At 37.7% G+C, this 14,472-nt stretch carries 15 protein-coding genes; 10 read left to right on the top strand and 5 right to left on the bottom strand.

All coding sequences use genetic code 11. The annotated features are described in order from the left end of the window. Positions 1-11 precede the first annotated feature (11 nt). From D6734_05805 to D6734_05795, 3 genes are all read left to right on the top strand, one after another. Positions 12-866, top strand: coding sequence for an aminotransferase class V-fold PLP-dependent enzyme (locus tag D6734_05805; protein RMF95335.1), 855 nt, complete (start codon positions 12-14; stop codon positions 864-866). Between the two features lie 229 nt (positions 867-1,095). Continuing rightward, the gene (locus tag D6734_05800) at positions 1,096-3,405 is read left to right on the top strand and encodes a PBP1A family penicillin-binding protein (protein ID RMF95334.1); all 2,310 of its coding nucleotides are present in this window, start codon (positions 1,096-1,098) and stop codon (positions 3,403-3,405) included. Continuing rightward, positions 3,389-4,045: a thiamine diphosphokinase gene (locus D6734_05795; GenBank protein ID RMF95333.1), complete on the top strand. Its 657-nt coding sequence runs from the start codon at positions 3,389-3,391 to the stop codon at positions 4,043-4,045. The genes D6734_05800 and D6734_05795 overlap by 17 nt, the downstream gene beginning before the upstream one ends. Here the strand turns inward: D6734_05795 and D6734_05790 are convergent. From D6734_05790 to D6734_05775, 4 genes are read right to left on the bottom strand one after another with little or no spacing between them, the layout of a single operon-like run. Continuing rightward, entirely contained in the window at positions 4,019-4,507 is a 489-nt protein-coding gene (locus D6734_05790) for a lasso peptide biosynthesis B2 protein (protein ID RMF95332.1), read from the bottom strand. The two genes, D6734_05795 and D6734_05790, sit on opposite strands and share 27 nt — an antisense overlap. Continuing rightward, a complete protein-coding gene (locus tag D6734_05785; GenBank protein RMF95331.1) occupies positions 4,488-5,498 on the bottom strand; it encodes a radical SAM protein in 1,011 nt (336 codons plus the stop codon). The genes D6734_05790 and D6734_05785 overlap by 20 nt, the downstream gene beginning before the upstream one ends. Next, on the bottom strand, positions 5,498-6,490 hold the full coding sequence (locus D6734_05780) for a hypothetical protein (GenBank protein RMF95330.1): 993 nt from the start codon (positions 6,488-6,490) through the stop codon (positions 5,498-5,500). The genes D6734_05785 and D6734_05780 overlap by 1 nt, the downstream gene beginning before the upstream one ends. A gap of 55 nt (positions 6,491-6,545) precedes the next feature. Further along, complete coding sequence (locus D6734_05775; GenBank protein RMF95329.1) at positions 6,546-6,830, bottom strand: PqqD family protein; 285 nt, start codon at positions 6,828-6,830, stop codon at positions 6,546-6,548. A gap of 277 nt (positions 6,831-7,107) precedes the next feature. Here D6734_05775 and D6734_05770 point away from each other — a divergent pair, with 277 nt between their 5' ends. The 7 genes from D6734_05770 to D6734_05740 are packed head-to-tail and all read left to right on the top strand — an operon-like array spanning position 7,108 to position 11,847. Next, a complete protein-coding gene (locus D6734_05770; protein RMF95328.1) occupies positions 7,108-8,238 on the top strand; it encodes a peptidase in 1,131 nt (376 codons plus the stop codon). Positions 8,239-8,260: 22 nt separating this feature from the next. After that, positions 8,261-9,562: a (Fe-S)-binding protein gene (locus D6734_05765; protein RMF95327.1), complete on the top strand. Its 1,302-nt coding sequence runs from the start codon at positions 8,261-8,263 to the stop codon at positions 9,560-9,562. Between the two features lie 26 nt (positions 9,563-9,588). Beyond that, positions 9,589-10,146 carry a 16S rRNA (guanine(966)-N(2))-methyltransferase RsmD gene (gene rsmD, locus D6734_05760; protein ID RMF95326.1) on the top strand — a complete coding sequence of 186 codons (558 nt, stop codon included), beginning with the start codon at positions 9,589-9,591 and terminating at the stop codon, positions 10,144-10,146. A 23-nt stretch (positions 10,147-10,169) separates the two neighbouring features. Then, complete coding sequence (locus D6734_05755; protein RMF95325.1) at positions 10,170-10,667, top strand: pantetheine-phosphate adenylyltransferase; 498 nt, start codon at positions 10,170-10,172, stop codon at positions 10,665-10,667. 2 nt (positions 10,668-10,669) lie between these two features. Further along, positions 10,670-11,017, top strand: coding sequence for a histidine triad nucleotide-binding protein (locus D6734_05750; GenBank protein RMF95324.1), 348 nt, complete (start codon positions 10,670-10,672; stop codon positions 11,015-11,017). Between the two features lie 43 nt (positions 11,018-11,060). Further along, on the top strand, positions 11,061-11,354 hold the full coding sequence (locus D6734_05745; GenBank protein RMF95323.1) for a hypothetical protein: 294 nt from the start codon (positions 11,061-11,063) through the stop codon (positions 11,352-11,354). Positions 11,355-11,358: 4 nt separating this feature from the next. Further along, positions 11,359-11,847, top strand: a complete 489-nt coding sequence (locus D6734_05740; GenBank protein ID RMF95322.1) for a hypothetical protein — start codon at positions 11,359-11,361, stop codon at positions 11,845-11,847. A 169-nt stretch (positions 11,848-12,016) separates the two neighbouring features. Here the strand turns inward: D6734_05740 and gyrA are convergent, their stop codons facing one another. Next, positions 12,017-14,449: a DNA gyrase subunit A gene (gene gyrA / locus D6734_05735; protein RMF95321.1), complete on the bottom strand. Its 2,433-nt coding sequence runs from the start codon at positions 14,447-14,449 to the stop codon at positions 12,017-12,019. Positions 14,450-14,472 lie beyond the last annotated feature (23 nt).

The following is a 14,472-nucleotide window of genomic DNA, read 5'->3' as shown; positions in this document are numbered from 1 at the left end:
AGCATCCGTCAGTGCTTGAAACCTGTCATTATTTAGAAACAAGGGGTTATAGTGTAACCTATCTCCCTGTTGACGAAGACGGCAGGATTGATCCGGAGGATTTGGAAAAAAATATCACCGAAAAAACAGCCATTATAAGCATAATGCACGGCAACAATGAAATAGGCACTATTCAGGATATTCGCACTATTGGTGAAATTGCCAAAAAACACGGGATCATTTTTCACACAGATGCAGTGCAAACATTGGGGAAAATTCCCATAGATGTCCAAAGAGACAATATCGACCTTCTTTCATTATCAGCGCATAAACTCTATGCCCCCAAGGGCATTGGTGCAATTTACATCAGGAAGGGTACCAAAATGCATGGCCTTATTCACGGAGGCCATCAGGAAACCAACAGAAGGGCAGGCACAGAAAATATAGCAGGAATAGTCGCCCTTGGCAAAGCTTGTGAAATAAGCATACGCGATATGGAGGCAGAAACTATACACCTTCAAAAAATAAAGGAAAAACTCAAAAATGGCCTTCTTGAAAAGATACCAAAGCTGAGAATCAACAGCCCTGAAAAAAACTGTCTTCCAACAACACTCAATATCGGCTTTGCAGGTGTCGAAGGTGAAGCAATGTTGATAAATCTTGACCTGAAGGGAATTGCCGTATCAACAGGTTCTGCTTGTTCATCGGGTTCAACTGAACCATCACATGTTCTGAAAGCGATCAACACACCTGTAGAATTTGCACAAAGCTCGCTTCGTTTCAGTTTTGGAAGGTTTACAACTGTTGAAGATATCGACTATGTGCTTGAAACATTGCCTCCTATTGTAGAAAAATTGAGAAGTATGTCTCCTTTGTGGAGTGGCTGATTCCTTACATACAAAGAGTTGCTCAAAAGCGGCTTATAAAAAAGTATGTTTATGGGTTATGGTATTCTTCTGATCCAAAAATTTTCTTCTTTTCACTACTGGCATTGGTTCAAGAAATTTAGCTATCTCTTCCGGCATCTGTTTTTTATGGCATTTATTTAAAAATGCTGATAACTTTATTTTAGAATCTCACCTATAGTAGATTTTATGACCTTAGTTTTAAAAAAAGATGGATAAAAAGAAAAAGATATCTTCACTTGAATCAAAAGTTAGGACTATATTTCTAATTCTATGCGCCCTTGTATCAATTTTCTTTGGCGTAATCGGAGGAGTCATTTTTTCGTATATCCGTGACCTTCCAGCTATAGAAAAGCTAAGGGAATATGAACCTGATAAAGTTGCCCAGTTATATTCTGCAAATGGTGAACTTTTTGCTGAGTTCTACATAAAGAGGCGAATGATAGTTGATTTCAAGGATATTCCTCAATCACTTAAGAATGCCATAATCGCTGTTGAAGACAGCAATTTCTACAACCACTTCGGGATTGATATCAAAGGCATTACCCGCGCCGCAATATCAAACCTCTTTGCAGGAAGGGTTACACAGGGAGGAAGCACAATTACTCAACAACTTTCCAAAGTCCTGTTTCTTACACCTGAAAGAAAACTTTCAAGGAAGATAAAGGAAGCGCTTATTGCATTTCAGATAGAAAGAGAATTCACAAAAGATGAAATCCTCGAACTTTATCTAAACCAATTGTATTTCGGAAGCGGCGCCTATGGTGTGGAAACAGCTTCCTTCGTATATTTCAACAAACATGTCAAAGACCTTACCACAGAGGAAGCCGCTCTCCTTGCAGGATTGCCAAAAGCTCCTTCACGTTATTCGCCCTACAATAATATCGAGCTTGCCCGCCAAAGGCGAAACTATGTCCTTAAAAGAATGTTTGAAGAAAAGATGATAAGCAGAGAGGAATATGAAAAACTCATAAAGACTCCAATAAAACTCAATCCCGGTTTATCAAAAGTAAGCAAAGCTCCATATTTTTCGGAATATGTAAGAAGATACATAGAAAACAAATTTGGCACAAAAGCCCTATATAAGGAAGGATTGAAAATTAAAACAACTCTTGATTTAAAGCTCCAAGACTATGCAAGGAAAGCCCTCAACCGCGGGCTTATGGAATATTCAAGAAGAAAACCTTTCAGCAAAGTGCCCGAAGATAAAAAAGATGAATATATCTCCGCTTTTTCAGATGTTGAAAAATTAGAAAAAGATATTACTTACTGCGCTAAAATAAAAGAAGTCGAGAATAATGGTACCATAGAGGTATCAATCGGCAAAGTATCAGGATATATCCCTCCATCTTCGATGAAATGGGCAAAAATAGACAACCCCCAATCCTTCTTTACACCCGGTGATTGTGTATTTGTGAGTTTAAAGAGCATATCCAAGGATGGAAACTACATTCTAAACCTTGAAAACTATGATGAAGTAAATGGAGCAATTGTTGTCATAGAGAATTCCACCGGACATATAAAGGCAATGGTGGGAGGAAGAAACTTTCTCCTCAGCCAATTCAATAGGGCATTTCAGGCAAAAAGACAGCCCGGTTCGGCTTTCAAGCCGTTCATCTACACGGCTGCAATAGAATCGCGCAAGATAAATGCACTTACAAAAATACTTGACCTGCCCTTTACATCTGAATTGCCTGACGGTACTTTGTGGAAACCTGAAAATTATGACGGCAAATTCAAGGGACTTATTACAGTTCAGCAGGCACTTCAGGAATCACGCAATCTTGCAACTATAAGACTTTTGCAGAAGGTAGGGACAAAGCCAGTTATTTCTATAGCTCATAAAATGGGAATAAAAGAAAATCTTGAACCTTATTTATCCCTCGCCCTTGGCTCAGAATCTGTTCCTCTTCTTGATATAACTTCTGCTTACACAGTCTTTCCAAATCTTGGCATAAAAATAAAACCTACAGCCGTTATTTCAATTGAAAACAATAGAGGCGAGGTCATAGAAAAAGCTATAGAAGAAAAAAAGCAGGTAATCTCGCCAGAAACGGCATATACAATGACAAACCTTTTGAGTTTTGTAGTTAGCCGCGGCACAGCAAGAAGGACAAGGATAAAAGGAATTCCTTCAGCAGGGAAAACAGGGACAACAAATGAATTCAAGGATGCCTGGTTTATCGGTTTTACCCCTGAATTTACAGCAGGAGTATATATAGGATATGATGACAACAGCATCTCATTGGGGAAAAGGCAAACAGGAGGAGGCGTTGCAGGTCCTGTGTGGAAATATTTTGCTCAAAATTTTTACAAAGATAGAAAGCCCGGCAGTTTCAAAAAGCCGGCAAATGTTCTTTTAATCAATGTAAATCCCAAAACTGGAGAACCATTGAAGAATAGAGAACCCGGCTCAATTGAAATTGCCTTTATAAAAGGCACTGAACCTTCAGCTCAAGAATACAAAAGAGCAAAAGCCATAGATGAATTGAGAGAAAAAATTTATGATGAAGGACTCTAAAAAAAGAAAAGCTCTGATTATTTCAGCAGGTGCTCTGAAGGATATTTCCTCAATCAAGAATTATATTGGCTCTGATGTAATATTGATTTGTGCTGACGGCGGACTGAAATACTGCATCGAAGCAGAAACAATTCCAGATTATATCATTGGCGACTTTGACTCCGCAGACAATCATTTACTGAACAAAGAAATTCTCAATAAAAGCCAAATAATCAGACACAGCCCTGATAAGGACAAATCTGATACTGAACTTGCCCTTGACCTTGCCATTTCCCTTAAAGTAACTGAAGCAGTCTTTTTAGCATGCACCGGAAGCCGCATCGACCATATGTTGGCAAATATCCATCTTCTGCTCAAAGCCCATAAAAAAGGCATAAAAGCAAGTATCGTTGATGAAAACAATACCATAACTTTGATAACCTCACACTGTGATTTTGAATCAGAAGTAGGAGAAATAATCTCTCTTCTTCCAATGAGTGAAATGGTAACCGGAATAAAGACGGAAGGGCTCAAATATCCTCTCGATGACGGAATAATGGAAATCGGAAGGCCTTATGGCATCAGCAATGAAGCTGTTGGAAGAAAAGTTTCAATTAGCATAAAATCAGGAATATTAATTCTTATTCGCGCCAAGGATTGAAGCTTTATCAAAGGATTCATCAGATGGATATGAATAGGTAACAAAAAAGTCATCTACACTTTCAAGATTGTCATACACCCTTTTCCCCTTTTTCGTAAGCCAACTGTGTCCATCGAGAGTGCCGTTTCTTTTTCTTACTCCAAAGTGAATTGCCACATCCATACCTTCCTTTCTCAAAAAATGATAAAGAATAAGGGACTTTTTTAGACAGGTAGGATGATAAATAAAAAATCCTATACCAAGAATTTTATCTGTCCCTTTTACAATAATATCTACTTTCCATTGTCTCCAATGCCTTCTATTCTTAGAAGGTGTCAAGATTTTCATTACCGATGGAAGGCTTAACACTTTAAGAAGAAGAGGCAATATAGTTGCAAGAAGAAATATTTTCGAATAGATAACGAATTCCGTAATTCTTCTTACAATCCGATTGGGAGTCTTCTCATTCTTTATTCCAGGCATTTCCTTTATAATTGCGCAGCCAATCTACCTTTCCAAAATAGCGTGCACAATAGAAACAGGGGAATCTATCCAAATCGCCAAGATTCTTTTTTTCTATTCTTGAAACCCTATCCTTCTGAAACTTGGCTATTTTATCTATTAACATTCTGTGGGCATCGAAAAGGGATGTATCTGCAAGGTTTGCTATTATATCTGCTTTAGAATTGCTTCCTGCATAACCTGACAATTGGCAGCAAAAGACAAGATTTCCCATAAAATCAATGGTTAAAGATGTCATATTTAGGGCTCTGCATTGAAACATCAATTCAGGAATATCAAAGCCGGGTGAAAGAAAAACGCCAATAGAAAAAATACCTGCAAGTCGTGTTATTTCCCTTGCCAATCTCGATTGCTCAACTGGAGTTGGGACTAATCCTTCCTCCACATTGCCCGGAGTCGGCTGAATAAAAGCAAAAAACAACTTTTCAGCCTGAAGTTTCGAAGCAAGCAAAGCCATCTCTTCAAGCTGGTCTTTATTCTTCGTACAAACTGTCATTTGAAGATTAAAGGGTATTTTTTTCATAAAGCAAACACTAACTGCCTGCATTATCCTTTTATAAGAGCCCTTCTTCCTAAGATAATCATGCACCTCCTCACGCGGACTATCGAGGCTAAATGAAAGCCCTTTTAAAGATGAAAGTCCATGCTTTTCAAAAACAGGAAGCATCTCCAAGAAATTCCATGCATTGGTTACGCAGTGGTATGTAAAACCGCCTTTTACGACTTCTCCCAAGATTTCATCAAATTTAGGATGAAGAGTCGGCTCACCTCCTGTAAAACCAATATGTTTTATTCCATATGTTTTTGCTTCTTTGAGAATCTTTTTGACTACCCTGAATGGAATATTTTTTCTTGGCAGGTTCTCATCTCGAAGGCAATGTTTACAAACAAAGTTGCATCTGTTAGTCAATTCTATGCCTAATTCTGTCAAAAAACCTATGTCTCCAGCCATCAATCTGCTCCAATCAATTCTTTCTTAATCATTTTCACAACATTTGATGGATTGTCAAGGAGGTCTTGCCCGCTTTCTAATCGGAAACATTCAGAAATTTCAACAGCTCTTTTTAAAACATCAAGATGGGCAGCTGCAATATCGCTATCCATCATAACAAGGAGGCTATGGGGAATAAAGAGTGCAAGGGCTTTCGCGCGCGAAATCCTGCATAATCTGGAAGCCCGTTGATTTTTGATTTCAGGATAAATTATAAATCTCTGCTCAGCAGAATGAATAAACTGTCCCGGATAAAATTTATCGGCACTAAAAGCCCTTTTTGGTCCTTCCCCATATTTTTCTCCATATTTTACATCTTCAAGCTCTTTAAACCTCTTCGATATTGATGGGTCTATATGGAATTCCCCCGGCAGAGCATAGGTTCTAACAGTATCCCCCTCTCTTCTCAATAAAACTCCGTCATCTGAGAGATATTTATACCCCTCCCTCAATAGTGTAATGCAAAGAGTCGTTTTTCCTGCGCCTGTATCACCGGGAATAATAAGAGCTTTTCCATCTATCGATATACAGGAAGAATGGACATAATAGAAGCCTCGATATCTCAACATCTCCATTAGTATCAAATAAAAAAAGACAAAAGCAAAAAACCTTTCCTGCCGAAGTATGCCTTTATCGAGAAACATTGTTACAATGCCTTTGGATGTTTCACACTCGGCAGTCGATACCCCATCAGTCACAATAAGTTTTTCCCCTATTCTATATCCTGTCAATTTATCAAAGGAAAAGAGATAATACTTGCTCTCTATTGCTTTTTTTCTTTCTTCGATTAAGTCTCTTGAAGGAAAAAGTATTTTGAACGAAATATCAGACTTGCCATCGTCTTCTTGAATTTCGAAATATCCGATACACTTATCAGCTATTCTAATTATCGCTTCGGTCTCAGCTTCTATTCTTACATTGACTCCAAAAATTGAATAATATTTGTAAAACATTTAAAAATGAACTCTCTGCAAAAAAGAAAAACAGAACATTCCCGGCAAGAATTTATTAACTGGAAGCATCAATAAAGACAAGATTGTTGTCGTTGAGTTTCTTTAGAAATCCTTTTACGCTATTCAATGCCGTTGACGGCTCGACATCAAAATTTTTGCATATTTCATCTACTATGTCTGACACATTCCTTTTCCCGTCTGCAAGTTTCCAAATAAAAAGGGCAACTTCATTCAATCCAAAATAACACTTCGTTTTTAGGTCAAGCAAAACTGCTTCTTCATCAAGTTCAGTGCAAAGTATTGACGGATTTTTCGATGGTATCGACTTTTCATCTATCATTATTCAACCCTTTTTTTATATTTTTACCAAAACTGTTTCTTATGTGTCAATAATTTCAAACCTTAACCTAAAAATGATATTTATACAATTCTTCCAACAAAATCCATCGTTTTTTGGTTCCTACAAAAGACAAATAATCCAAAGAAGGAATAATTTCAGAAAGCTTAATCTCTTGAAGCTTGACAGAAAAAATATATTACTTATATGAAAAATCCATTTAAAAAAAATGTGATACCGTCTATATTGTAATCCCACAATCTTTAATGAAAGCAAAACAATGATTATTACAGAACGAGCAATAAAAAAATTAATCGAGGAAAATCTCGGCATTAAAAGAAATGAAAGAGTTTTGATTTTCTGCGATGATATATCAGAGGACGAAACAATTACCGAATCTGATAGAAAAAGGAGAAGCGAACTTCCACTGATTGCAGAAGAAATCTTTGATTACTTGTCAAAAAGAAATGACACTACTTTTCTGCAATATGAATCTTTAGAAAAACACGGGATGGAGCCTCCGGAATTGATTTGGCAGGAGGCATTTGGAAAAAGAGCATTTGCAGATTTGAGAGACAAAGGGATTTTTGAAAAACTCATTACAAAGCAGTCAACGAAGAAAGAAGAAATTGAAGCCGAAAAAATAATCAAAAAGCACAAGAGGGAGTGCGTAGATGTAATCATTGCTCTTTCCAATTTTTCAACGAGCCACACAAAATTTCGCGACCTTCATACAAGAATCGCAGGAGGCAGATATGCAAGTATGCCTCTCTTCGATAAATCGATGTTTGAAGGTCCGCTCAATGTCAATCACAAGAAAATGAGGCAATTGACAGAAAACTTGGCAAAAAAATTGAGCAGAGCTAAAACAGCCGTAATAACTGCATCAAATGGCACTAATTTAAAAATAGGAATTGAAGGACGCTCCGGAATAGCAGATACAGGAATTCTTACAAGAAAAGGCGCTTTTGGCAATCTCCCTGCAGGAGAAGCATTCATTGCTCCAGTTGAAAATAGCGCTGAAGGCTTATTTGTTGCTGAATGGGGTCCCACTTCAAAATTCAAGAAACCTCTCAAATTTGAGATTAAAAGTGGAAAACTCTTTCTAATTCAAGGCATTGATGACTATGCAGATTTTCTTCGTGAACAGATCGAACTTGACCGCAAATCTTCAAACATTGCAGAACTTGGCATCGGCACAAACCCCAAAGCTACCAAGCCCGACAATATTCTTGAATCAGAAAAAATTTTAGGAACAATTCACCTCGCATTAGGAGACAATAAATCATTTGGAGGAGAAGTTAGAACTAATTTTCATCAGGATTTTGTTCTATTCAATCCCACTTTAAAGCTACTTTATGGAAGTGAAGAAGAGACAATAATTGCAAATGGGAAACTACTCAAGAGTTAACAAACTTTGGACCGGTTAATTAGTGGAAAAAAAATCTCAAAATGAAAAATTCCAAAAGGCGCTCTCCAAATGTGTCAAATGCGGTGCCTGTCAAGCTGTCTGTCCAGTATATGACATTGAAAAAAAGGAAAACTCCGTAGCACGGGGGAAACTTGCCCTTTTGCAGGCATATATGAAAGGTGAAATTGAATTGACTTCAAAGCTATACGAAACAATCTCAAAATGCATTCTCTGTACATCCTGTAAAGATACCTGTGCGGCAAGTATAGAGATTGACAGAATAATCTCCACGGCACGGGAAAAAGCAGTAAAAGAATTTGGAATGCCTCCTTTAAAAAAGGCTCTCCTTGAAATTCTTTGCGGAACCTTTCCGGGCAGAAAGACTTTTCTGAAATCCGCTTCTTTAGTTGAAAAGATGTTTATGAAAAAAATTCCTTCTGAAAGCGGTTTGTTTTATAAGGGATATTTTTTAGGCAGAAAGGAAGGAAAAATATTCCCTGCCCTTTCTAAAAAAACACTCACTGAAATAATCGATCTCGAAAAAGTCTCAGATAGTCTGTCTTCTGTCCTATTCTTTCAAGGATGCACTATAAATTTCATCAGCCCGCAAACGGGCATCTCGGCGTTGAATTTAATAAGGAAATCCAACTTTACTCCTATTCTCCTCAATAAACAACAATGTTGTGGACTGCCGGCTTTTTTTTCCGGCGACAGGGAAAAGGCAGAAAAATTGGCATATTCAAACCTCGAAATGCTGTCTGAAAAAAAATTCGACTACTTGGTGGTTGCCTGCGCTACGTGCGGATCGGCATTCAAAGAAATCTACCCCTTGATTTTTGAGGATGACAGCAACAGACTACAGAAATGGGAAGAAATAAAGGGGAAGATTTTAGATTTAAGTGAATTTCTTTCAGGACCGGGAAATAGAATTTTTTCAAAGATTAAAAAAACAGAAAAAGAAACTACCAAAACTGCAACCTACCATGACCCCTGCCACCTTTACAAGGGACAAAAAATCGAGAAAGAACCAAGAGAAATTATCAAAAATATTCCGCGTATCAATCTCGTTGAAATGGAAAACAGCAGTGACTGTTGTGGATTTGGAGGAATGTTTAGCATTGAAAACTTTGAACTCAGCAGGGAAATCAATAAGAAAAAGATAGAAAACATTCTTTCATCTAAGGCAGAGCTGGTCCTAACCGGATGTCCGGGATGCATACTTCAAATTAAAAGCGGTCTTATTGCAAAATCTTCCAACATAGAAGTAAAACATTGGTGCGAACTTTTAGATGAAGCAACTAATGGTAAAAGTACAATTGATTAAGTGTCAAAGAAAAGAGTTCTAAGAGAATGAGAATTACAGGCGGGAAAAAAGCACGACATAGACTTTCATCATTTCCCAAAGATATAATTAGGCCTACACAAGACAAAGTTAGGGAAGCGGTTTTCAACACATTGGGCAATGGAGTTGAAGGCACGGATTTTCTTGACCTTTTTGCAGGGACCGGAAGCGTAGGTATTGAAGCATTGAGCAGAGGAGCGGAAAGAGTGGTTTTTATCGAAAAAAATAGGAATGCAGTCTCAGTGATCAAGAAAAACCTTCAAATTGCAGGTTTAGACGGCTTTGCAAGAATAATCCAAAAGGATTTTAGAGAAGCCCTGAAAATGCTTGTCGCTGAAAACATTTCATTTCATATAATCTACTGCGACCCTCCCTATGCTTCCGATTACAGTATAAAATGTCTCTCTGAAGTAAATTCAGGACAACTTCTTTTACCCAATGGCACTATGATTCTTGAAATATTCAAAAAACGAAGTTTTCCTGAAAAAGAGGGAAAACTCCATTTAATGAGAGAAAGACTTTACGGTGAAACAAGAATATTGTATTACAAGAATATATCTGACTAATTTTTTTATTTTTTAAAAACTCTATGAAAAACATTGCTGTTTATCCCGGAACATTCGACCCCGTAACAAACGGGCATATAGACATAATTGAAAGAGGGCTTCAGATTTTCGATGAAGTCATAGTGGCAGTCGCAGTAAGCACAGACAAACAAACCCTTTTTCCTGTTGAAGAAAGAATCGAAATGATCAATTCAGCCACAGAAGGATTGAAAAATCTCCGTGTTGAATCTTTCGACGGACTACTGATCGATTTCGTAAAAGATGTTCAAGCAAAGGCAATTATAAGAGGTTTAAGAGCAGTAAGCGATTTCGAATATGAATTTCAAATGGCAGTTACAAACAGAAAACTTCTCAAAGAAGTAGATACCATTTTTCTTATGTCCACTGTGAAATATTCTTACCTGAGCTCGAGCATCGTAAAAGAAGTTGCAAAATACGGAGGCGATATTGAAGGAATGGTTCCTGCGCTTGTTTCAAAAAAACTCAAAGAAATCTATGGCACTAATAAAGGGGGAGAATAGCTATGTCCAATGAATGCATCTTCTGCAAAATGATTAAAGGAGAAATGCAGGCAAATATAGTCTATGAAGATGATTTGATAATAGCTATTGAAGACATAAATCCTCAAGCACCGGTGCATCTTCTTTTGATTCCCAAAAAACATATCCCCACAACAATGGATATCCAGAAAGAAGATTCTGACATATTGTCCGACATATTTGAAAGCGCAAAACATCTTGCCAAGGAAAAGAAGATAGATGAATCCGGCTTTCGCATCGTCCTTAATTGTAATGAAGGCGCTGGACAATCAGTATTTCATATTCATTTTCATCTGCTTGGCGGAAGAAGAATGACTTGGCCTCCCGGCTGATTTCTATTTTTGCATTTTTTATTTGAAGGAGAAAAAATAGAGTATGAAGCAGGAACTTATTCTCGAACAGCTTGAAGAATTGGCAGAAAAGCTTTCCATCAAAGTTCAATATGAAGATTTAAAAAAGGCAGGCATTAAGCTTCGAGGAGGCTCTTGCCGAGTGGAAGATGAAAACCGCATCATCATCGACAAAAGACTTAGAATAAATGAAAAAGTTGAAATTCTTGCCAATGAACTTTCTAAGCTAAACCTTGAAAATGTCTATATTCCTCCACGCATAAAATCGATTCTTGGAATAGAAGAAAATGATGAAGCAGTAAAAGAATCTCCACAATAAAAAGATGAAAAAAAGAATAACTTTGCTTCTTCGTTCAAAAAGAAAAATATTCATTCCTATCTCGATTATTCTTCTCATTCTTCTCACCTTTGACTCCTGCAGTATCAAAAATATGCTCAAGCGCTGTTCATTCAAATTTAAAAGCATAAAAATCGAAGGGATGGAACTTGGCAAAAATAAAATTCATGGGGAAGTAACTCTTGAAGTCGATAATCCCAATTGGATACCTGTCAAAGTTAAATCCGTAAAATGCGGTTTGTTCATAGGGAAAGACAAATTTTTCAAAGGGAAAACTACAGAAGAATTCAAAATACCTGCAGGAGAAAAAAGAGAAATTACTGTCCCTTTCAAGGCAACATATAAACAGATAACTCTCGAAATGATTAAAATATTAACTGCTGGGGCAGGAGGAATGAAAATTTCAGGAGTTGCTTTCATAGATGCTTTCTTTATAACAATACCTGTTGAATTTGAGGTATTGAAAAAGGATTAAAATTATTCCTTCAATCTCTTATTTCTAATCAGATAAATGGTTTTTGCTGCAGCAATTCTTGAAAGATTGATTCTAAGAGAATAAACTTCCTTCCGACTATCGATTACCTCTATAAAAACAACTTCTGGCTTATTGGCGCTCCAAATACTATGAAATAAAGATAGCTTCTTTATTCTTCATGGGCAATCTTCGCCACTGCTACAACCTTTGCACCTTCATCCACATCAATCAGCTTTACCCCCTGAGTGTTTCTTCCTATGACCTTTATATCTGCCACCTTCAAGCGAATAATCTTTCCATCTGAAGCAACAAGCATTATGTTATCAGAATCTTTAACCTGTTTTATTCCTACGACTTTACCATTTCTTTCTGTTGTTTTTATTGTAATTATTCCTTTGCCGCCTCTTGACTGCACTCTGTATTCACTCAATTCTGTCCGCTTGCCATAACCGTTTTCAGTTACAGTCAATATGCTGTAATTACCATTGCTTACAATCTCCATTCCTATGACTTCGTCATCTTTTGAGATAGAAACAGCTTTTACTCCCCTTGCCGTCCTTCCCATAGCTCTAACATCTGACTCATGGAAACGAATACTGTTTCCATTTCTCATTGCCAATAAAATATCTTGTGTGCCGTCGGTTACAACAGCAGAAACAAGCTCGTCTCCCTTATCAAGATTGACAGCGATAATGCCGCCTGCGCGCGGGTGACTGAAAGCATCAAGGGTTGTTTTCTTTATTATTCCCTTGCTTGTGACCATTGTAACATAATGGTCTGAATCAAATTCAGAGACCGGCACATAAGCGCATATTTTTTCTTCAGCGCTGAGATTGAGAAGATTGACTATTGCCCGTCCTTTAGCCGTCCTCCCGAGTTCAGGAATCTCGTGGACTTTTATCCAATAAACCTTCCCCTTATTGGAAAAGAAGAGAATATAATCATGAGTATTCGCTATAAAGAGATGTTCAACAAAATCTTCATTTCTTGTAGTCATTCCTGTCTTACCCTTGCCGCCGCGTCTTTGGCTTTGAAAAATACTCAAGGCATTTCTTTTTATATAGCCATTGTGTGAAATAGTAACAGCCATATCCTCTTGTTTTATTAGGTCTTCAATATCTATCTCCGTTGTATCAGCGATTATTTCTGTTCTGCGCTCGTCTGCATATTCCTCCTTGACCTCGAGCAATTCTTTGCAAACAATATCCCTAACCTTCTGCTCGCTTGAAAGAATAGCCTTATATTCAGCGATTATCTTCAAAGTCTCTTTATAATCAGAAATGATTTTATCCCTTTCAAGACCTGTCAATCGTTGAAGCTGCATTGCGAGTATTTCTTTTGCTTGAATTTCAGAAAGAGGAAATCTTTTCATAAGCTTCTCTTTTGCATCAGCCGGATTCTTTGCTTTTTTAATCAAAGCCACAACTTCATCGATGTTTTCCACAGCAGTTTTCAACCCTTCAAGTATATGAGCTTTTTCTTCAGCTTTTCTCAAATCATAACGGGTGCGTTTTATTACGATTTCTTTTCTGAATTCAACAAAGCAGGTAAGCGCCTCTTTCAGATTTAAAACCTTCGGCTCACCATTGACCATAGCAAGCAAAATGACTCCGAAGGATTGCTGAAGCTGGGTGTGCTTGTATAGATTATTCAAGATAACTTCAGGCATAGCATCTTTTTTAAGCTCAATAAAAATTCTCATACCTTCCCTATCCGATTCATCTCTCAAATCAGATATACCTTCAATCCTCTTATCTCTAACGAGTGATGCTATCGATTCAATGAGCTTCGCTTTGTTTACCTGATAGGGAAGCTCGGTAATCACAATATTCTGCCTGCCCGACTTTTGCTCTTCAATGGTTACTCTGCCTCTCAATATCAGTTTGCCCCGCCCTGTCCTGTATGCATCGCGAATCCCCTTCTTTCCACAGATATAAGCACCTGTAGGAAAATCAGGTCCCGGTACGAACTTTGCAAGCTCTTCAATCGTTGCGTTAGGATTATTCACTAAGTGGACAGTGGCATCGATTATCTCACCTAAATTGTGAGGAGGAATATTTGTTGCCATACCAACTGCAATACCAGATGAGCCATTTATCAAAAGGTTTGGAATCCTTGAAGGCAGAACCACCGGCTCAACAAGAGTTTCATCAAAATTAGGAACAAAATCCACTGTTTCCTTATCTATGTCAGTCAACATCTCATGGGCAATCTTTGCCATTCTTACTTCAGTGTATCGCATCGCTGCCGCTGAATCCCCGTCAATCGAACCAAAATTGCCTTGCCCATCTATGAGAGGATAACGAAGTGAAAAATCCTGCACCATTCTTATCATCGTATCATAAACTGCCGCATCTCCATGGGGATGATACTTTCCAAGCACTTCACCAACAACTCTTGCCGATTTTTTATAGGGTTTATTATAAGCAAGCCCAAGCTCATCCATAGCATAAAGCACACGGCGGTGGACAGGTTTCAATCCGTCGCGTACATCAGGCAGAGCGCGCCCAACGATTACGCTCATTGCGTAATCAATGTAGGAATTCTTCATTTCGTCTTCTATATTGACGGGGATAAGATTTGAAGAAATAGAAGATGTCATTATATCACCTCTTTATATATATT

It is taken from the genome of Candidatus Schekmanbacteria bacterium (assembly GCA_003695725.1).
GTDB lineage: Bacteria > Schekmanbacteria > GWA2-38-11 > GWA2-38-11 > J061 > J061.
This window is presented reverse-complemented; position numbering and strand designations above follow the sequence as displayed.

Bases quoted from the DNA above. Each gene is read 5' to 3' on its own strand.
- D6734_05800 (RMF95334.1), top strand. From the start codon at position 1,096: ATGGATAAAAAGAAAAAGATATCTTCACTTGAATCAAAAGTTAGGACT.
- D6734_05795 (RMF95333.1), top strand. From the start codon at position 3,389: ATGATGAAGGACTCTAAAAAAAGAAAAGCTCTGATTATTTCAGCAGGT.
- D6734_05790 (RMF95332.1), bottom strand. From the start codon at position 4,507: ATGCCTGGAATAAAGAATGAGAAGACTCCCAATCGGATTGTAAGAAGA.
- D6734_05785 (RMF95331.1), bottom strand. From the start codon at position 5,498: ATGGCTGGAGACATAGGTTTTTTGACAGAATTAGGCATAGAATTGACT.
- D6734_05780 (RMF95330.1), bottom strand. From the start codon at position 6,490: ATGTTTTACAAATATTATTCAATTTTTGGAGTCAATGTAAGAATAGAA.
- D6734_05775 (RMF95329.1), bottom strand. From the start codon at position 6,830: ATGATAGATGAAAAGTCGATACCATCGAAAAATCCGTCAATACTTTGC.
- D6734_05770 (RMF95328.1), top strand. From the start codon at position 7,108: ATGATTATTACAGAACGAGCAATAAAAAAATTAATCGAGGAAAATCTC.
- rsmD (RMF95326.1), top strand. From the start codon at position 9,589: ATGAGAATTACAGGCGGGAAAAAAGCACGACATAGACTTTCATCATTT.
- D6734_05755 (RMF95325.1), top strand. From the start codon at position 10,170: ATGAAAAACATTGCTGTTTATCCCGGAACATTCGACCCCGTAACAAAC.
- D6734_05750 (RMF95324.1), top strand. From the start codon at position 10,670: ATGTCCAATGAATGCATCTTCTGCAAAATGATTAAAGGAGAAATGCAG.
- D6734_05745 (RMF95323.1), top strand. From the start codon at position 11,061: ATGAAGCAGGAACTTATTCTCGAACAGCTTGAAGAATTGGCAGAAAAG.
- D6734_05740 (RMF95322.1), top strand. From the start codon at position 11,359: ATGAAAAAAAGAATAACTTTGCTTCTTCGTTCAAAAAGAAAAATATTC.
- gyrA (RMF95321.1), bottom strand. From the start codon at position 14,449: ATGACATCTTCTATTTCTTCAAATCTTATCCCCGTCAATATAGAAGAC.